Raw genomic sequence first — 5,871 nt, forward strand, 5'->3', positions numbered from 1 at the left:
AAACCGAATAAACTGCACAGGCGGCTCAGGCAGCTGGGGTATAACGGCGAATTCCAGAGCATCAAAATGACATCATGGCGGAACTCGGCATGTCAGCTCAGCCACTGGGCAATGCCCAACAAATGGTTTGAAGAAATCGGACTGTTCGCGATGAATGAAATTCAAACGGGAGTGCTTCCTCTTTTTACAACGAGATAAGGATGAACAAGAGCCGTGTACGAGGCCCGTACGCACGGTTCTGTGAGAGGGATGAAGCAGACTTGATCAGCTGCTTCACCCTACTCGATATTTGGACGCTAATATTGATGGATTCGCAAAAGTCCAATTCTCGTCATTCCGGCGAAGGCCGGAATCCAGAAATAATTGAAAATATAAAGATGCCGGATCAAGTCCGGCATGACGCCGAGGCGTTTTTTTTGACTTTTTGCAAGTCCATCAGTATTTTGCCCAATATAAAATATTTACAATATGTTTTCTTGAATTTTTTCGTGTAAGCAGCTATCATCTTGGAAAACAGTGTTCTTTGAAATTGTTTCCGTGTGAGTTTTTTAGCTATTCTAATTGGTTTCGAATCAAGCTTTTGCATTTTTTTAGTTGGATGCTGATCAACGGTCGCTCTAATCCGACCCACGAAATTTATTCCTATATAAGGCTAAAAGATTCACACGGGGTAAAAGGGTAGTAAGCTAATTATCCAATGCCAAACCAGGAGCAATCCTGGGACGGAAAGCTGCGGGTCCATGATTTTTAGGGTCATGGATAGTCGAGCCACCTCATCGCCAAACCAGGAGTAATCCTGGGACGGAAAGCCACGGGTCCGTATCATGCGGATAGCCGGGCTAACTGATAAGTACAGACACAACGCCAAACCAGGAGCAATCCTGGGACGGAAAGCCACGGGTCCGTATCATGCGGACAGCCGAGCTACCTGATATGTACAGAAACAATGCCAAACCAGGAGTAATCCTGGGACGGAAAGCTGCGGGTCCACGATTATGAAGGGTCGGGGATAGTCGGGTTACCTGAAAACACAATTATCAGATGAGTTTATCCGCCAAACCAGGAGTAATCCTGGGACGGAAAGCCACGGGTCCACAATTTTAGGGTTGGGGATAGCCGGGTCGCCTCCATGAGCCAAACCAGGAGTAATCCTGGGACGGAAAGCTGCGGGTCCGTTTATCAAGGACGGATAGCCGGGTTGCCTGTAGGGTCGGATACCCTCTCAGAAAGGAGCATCCTTATGAGAAAGCTTAGTTTCCTTAATATAATAATGGTTATTATCGGTATGGTATCCCTCCCAAGTCTTGCTTCAGCTCTTACCAGTATGACTGAAGATCAGATGCGCAATGCAACTGCCCAGGCTGGAATAGTGGCAACAATGCAGGACAGAGTGGATTTTAATACTCATGTAAAGACTCTTGCCTATGGTGATGAAGATGGTACTGATGGCAGAGGCGCTTTCCTTAGCCTGAATAATATCGAGTTCAAGGGCAGCGTTACAGCTATCAATCCAGTATCCACAACAGTAACAACTGAAATGGATCGTTACAGAAACACCATGCTGACCGGTCTTAATGTTTCCATGAATGGAGTTGTTGTTGAGATGGAAAAGCTCAATATTGGTTCCATAACAGTTGGTGATGCACCTGGTCAGGGCAAGAGCTTTGGAAGTATAACAGTTGAGGGATTCCGTGCTGAAATATCCGGAAACATAAGAATCACAGCTCATCCTTAATAAAAAGGGTGGGCCGTGTGCCTACCCTTTTACCTCCTTTTTGCAATAAGGCGGCAGCATAAGTTTGCTGCCGCCTTATTAGTAAAAATATGCTAATTCAGTTAGAAATTTATTATTATTAGGCTGCGCTGCAAAGATGTTGAGTTATTGTTTTGTAATATACCAGCCTATATATAGAAAAAAGTATATGCCTGTTATATTATAATCTCCCTGCGTTCTTTACCTTCGTATTCTTTTACTTTTGTAGATACGATATTTAATTGATTATGATCTCCAGGAATGATAAGTTGCTGATCTTATATTATCTATCCGTTAAATTCTAAATAGTTCTCAGCAGATATTGAGGAGCAATTAATTGTACCGCAAAATTTATACACTTCTGTTTCTATTCATCCTGATATTCACTAAGTCAGCTTTTTCCGCTCCTGCTTTCAGTACTTCCGATCCTGGTATATGGGGTGAAGGCGTGCTCAGCTATGACTCAATGTTTTCTCCTGTCTTTTCAATTCTCGTGCAGGACCAGTCTTACAAATTTCCGGAACAGATAGAACGATTTGTTGCTGTCAAGCCGGATGATACAAACAAGGAAGAACGACATTATGAGAAAAAACGTTCATCCAAGCTTGACTATACTTCCATTGAGGCAATGGCAGGTGTTAAACTCTGGGACAGGATATTATTTTATGGCTTGATTGGCAGGGCGGATGTGACATTCAATTATAAATATTCCGATACTTCAATGCCTGTCAAAACTCTTTCTGTAAATGAACAATTTGAGCCTGACGAGAGTCTAATCTTTGGTGGTGGAATAGCTGGTACTATATATGATAAATCATACAAGGAATTCATTGAGAGGGTAAAATTCGGATTTGATGCTCGTTATAGGCAGATAAGCTTCAGGACTGACTGGATTGAAGAAGGAACCAAGTTTTATAAAACATATCTGAACGAATACCAGCTTGCTCTTATTGCTGGTATAACAATTGATTATTTTAATCCTTATTTTGGATTCAGGGTTTCCAATACCATCGGACGGGAGACTTATGCTCTTCAGGATAACGAGATTTCATCAGGTTATACCGTCAGTACCGTATATGATGAAAGCGTAGACACTCAAAAAAATATGGGCTGGGTATATGGCGCAAGCTTTAGCATCTTTGACAAAGGTTCCATTAATTTAGATGCGAGGACAGGAGACGAGAGTTCTTATGGCATCTCCGCAAGCATAAAATTTTGAAATTTGTGTTGTGACGATTTGATGAGCTATTTTACTTTTTTTGTCAGAAAGTTTTCTGGTTATAAATTTCGGGTTCGCTCAATGCGGGCCCGAAATTTTTATTTATCTGGTACCATTGTTTTTTTATTAATTGGTCTTTATCAAAGAATTTGGAAGATACTTGGTGATCTCTCAAAAAGTCATAAAAGGGCTTCAGAGCCATGCCGGACTTGATCCGGATCAGCATTTTTCAGACACTTTCGGATATTGTTGAAATAGGGTAATCGTAGGTCGGATTATGGATATATGCTTTATCTATAAATATCGTATAATCCGACGTTTGACAAAGCTTTATGTTGGGTTACGAGCAAAGGGCGCTCTAACCCGACCTACTTAAGTTAGAACATGTACTAATATTAAAGTCAGGGAATTATTATGCGAAGGATCATTGGTTTTCTTGCGGTGTTTTTTATATTTATTTCTGGCTCAGCAACAGGAGCAGCAGAATTAGAAGTAAAAAATGTGGGGATCTGGCCAGGATTTGACAATCCCCGGGCGATTGCAGTGGATAATACCAGAGAAATAGTTTTTTTCGGCACAGGAGACGTTGTCGGGATATATGATCTTGATATGACCTATAGGGGCCATATCAGACTATCCACAAAGAGCGGGATTAAAGGCGTAGCCTATGATGAGGATCTTAAAGTTCTTCATGTAGCAGGTGGAGAAGGAGGCTTTGTTACAATTGATGTCTCTGACCCTGCTAATCCCAAAACTATTTCAACTATCAAGGAAAACTCAAATAATCCAGGTTATGTAATGGGCGTAGAAATAAAGCAGATAAATGCATACGCTTTAAAATACACTGCCGGGACTGGAACAACTGCTGGTCGCAAATTTGTATTCCTCGCAGATAAAAATTTTGGAATGAGGGTTTACGATGTGACTGATCCTTCTTTGCCTTTTGAATACGGTTTTTACAGACAGGACAGCCCTTATGAATCCAAAACAACCGGCGGATATATTAATGTTGACTCATATTATTATGGCGGGAAACTTTATGTTTTTGTGCTTGACAGCTATTATGGCCTGAGAATTTTTGACGCCACAAATCCAGGAAAGATTCTTAAACCAGTATCCAAAGATCTCAGGGACTTTTATTACAACAGCATTTCGGTCGTCAAGGATCTGGCCGTGGCTGTTTATTCTGACAAGCTTTACTGCTTTGTCGCAGGCCCGAATACATCTTCTTCCCAGGCTGCGGTCGTAAAGTATCAGATTATTGTTAATCCTCAACCGACAGACACTGAAACCACCAATGTCAAGGAAATCAAGAATATTGGAAGGTGTGATACTCTTTCCATGGGAAGAGGACTTTCTCTTCATGGTAATTATGCCTTTGTTGCGGATAATGATAAAGGTGTAAGAATTGTCGATGTTGTGAATTCGACGGGATTGACAACGTCAGGACTTGAAACTTACGCAATCAAGACAAGCATATCTGACAACACAGCAGGGACTTATTCCGTTTTTACGATTGGCAGTTCCCTGTATTTTGCAAGCCTAAAACAGGGGTTAAAGGCTTATGATATATCGAATCCCGAAGTGCCGTCAGATACAGGATTGGCTCCTCAATCACTGATAAACGGGAAAGCTCTGGATATAGCCGAATTCCAGGTTGAAAATACAACTCTGAATAAATTTGAGAACAGAACCTTTTCTTTCATGGTTTCCGAAGGGAAAGCTCCTGCCCTTTATATTTTTGATGTAACGGCAACGGACTCGGTAACACTTGAAGCTGTCCAGCCTCTCTCTTCTGCTCCAACAGGTATAAAAGTATCAAATGATTTTTCATATATTTCTGCAGGCGATGGCGGACTTTACATTGTTTACATTGGAAATCCGAGACTTCCAGGAAACCCCGTAAGAGTTGACACGCAGGGCTTTGCTTATGATCTTGCCGTAAAAGATGGCTATGTTTATATTGCTGATGGGACATCCGGGCTTGCAGTTGTTGACGCTCGAGATCCTGTCAATCCTTCTCAGCCTTTGAGTTTCAGCCTTCCAGGTTATGAACTTAAGGGCATTGATATAAAGGACAGATACGCTTATTTCGCTTCCGGTGATAAAGGGATGGTAATCGGAGACATCTCAGCTCCAAACAGCCCTGTGTTGCCAGTTTCTACAGTGGATACACCAGGCACTGCTGTTGCTGTTCACATTGATGGGAATAATGCTTTTATAGCAGACGGGGCTTCGGGTCTTCAGACCATAAATATTACAAATCCATTGCTGCCTGGCACTCCTTATCAGACGAGTGTAAACGGATTCGCAAATGACGTATTTGCTTCAAAAAACTATGCATTTGTGAGCAGAGGGGCTAATGGTTATGTTGTTGTCGACGTTGAAAACCCAAGCACATCTACAGTATTAATAAACTATGCTTCGTATGGTGTCGCATCAGGAATAATGGTCTACAATAATTTAACACACGTTGCGGACGGCAGTGGTATTAATAATATAAGCCGTTTTTCTGTAAAAGATGTGACACCTCCGGCCCCTCTTAATCCCTCAGATCCTGAATCTGCATGTTTTATAAGATTACTCCAGAGAGACTCTGCCTCTTTATTTGAGAAAGCTGCAAACAGAATAAGAACAGCTTTTGCATCTATTCATGATTTCATAGAGCACTAACCACAGCTTCTGCGTGACTGAATTTGGCTTGTATAGTAAAGAATAATAAAAAAGCGGAGCACTTAAGCTCCGCTTTTTTATTTGTTTGCCCGGCAAAGCCGTGCCCCCGTCTGTTTGAAAGAAAGCAGAGATACCCCGTCCGAGGGGAAATCAATCCGAATCGCAAGGGCGCTACTGGTAACGGTAGGGTTTGAAGGAAGCGACAGGAAGAGAATGGTACATAGCG

The 5,871-nt window shown here is 42.0% G+C and carries 3 protein-coding genes, 1 pseudogene and 4 riboswitches; all 4 genes and pseudogenes read left to right on the forward strand.

Annotated elements, in window-relative coordinates:
• Positions 1-198 (forward strand): annotated as a pseudogene (locus K245_RS28420) (hypothetical protein); the annotation flags it as partial.
• Between the two features lie 570 nt (positions 199-768).
• Positions 769-847: riboswitch (cyclic di-GMP riboswitch) on the forward strand.
• A gap of 6 nt (positions 848-853) precedes the next feature.
• Positions 854-932, forward strand: a riboswitch (cyclic di-GMP riboswitch).
• 6 nt (positions 933-938) lie between these two features.
• Positions 939-1,026, forward strand: a riboswitch (cyclic di-GMP riboswitch).
• 97 nt (positions 1,027-1,123) lie between these two features.
• A riboswitch (cyclic di-GMP riboswitch) is annotated at positions 1,124-1,206 on the forward strand.
• A gap of 34 nt (positions 1,207-1,240) precedes the next feature.
• Positions 1,241-1,735 (forward strand): DUF6160 family protein, encoded by a 495-nt coding sequence (locus K245_RS0120290; protein ID WP_027360647.1) that lies wholly within the window; start codon positions 1,241-1,243, stop codon positions 1,733-1,735.
• Positions 1,736-2,090: 355 nt separating this feature from the next.
• Complete coding sequence (locus tag K245_RS0120295; protein WP_027360648.1) at positions 2,091-2,972, forward strand: hypothetical protein; 882 nt, start codon at positions 2,091-2,093, stop codon at positions 2,970-2,972.
• A 414-nt stretch (positions 2,973-3,386) separates the two neighbouring features.
• Positions 3,387-5,645, forward strand: coding sequence for an LVIVD repeat-containing protein (locus K245_RS0120305; protein ID WP_027360649.1), 2,259 nt, complete (start codon positions 3,387-3,389; stop codon positions 5,643-5,645).
• Positions 5,646-5,871 lie beyond the last annotated feature (226 nt).

Origin of the sequence: Desulforegula conservatrix Mb1Pa, assembly GCF_000426225.1 — a bacterium.
GTDB classification, from domain to species: Bacteria; Desulfobacterota; Desulfobacteria; order Desulfobacterales; family Desulforegulaceae; genus Desulforegula; species Desulforegula conservatrix.

What these genes read in the sequence shown, in the direction of transcription:
- K245_RS0120290 (WP_027360647.1), top strand. Translation starts at nt 1,241, where the DNA reads ATGAGAAAGCTTAGTTTCCTTAATATAATAATGGTTATTATCGGTATG.
- K245_RS0120305 (WP_027360649.1), top strand. Translation starts at nt 3,387, where the DNA reads ATGCGAAGGATCATTGGTTTTCTTGCGGTGTTTTTTATATTTATTTCT.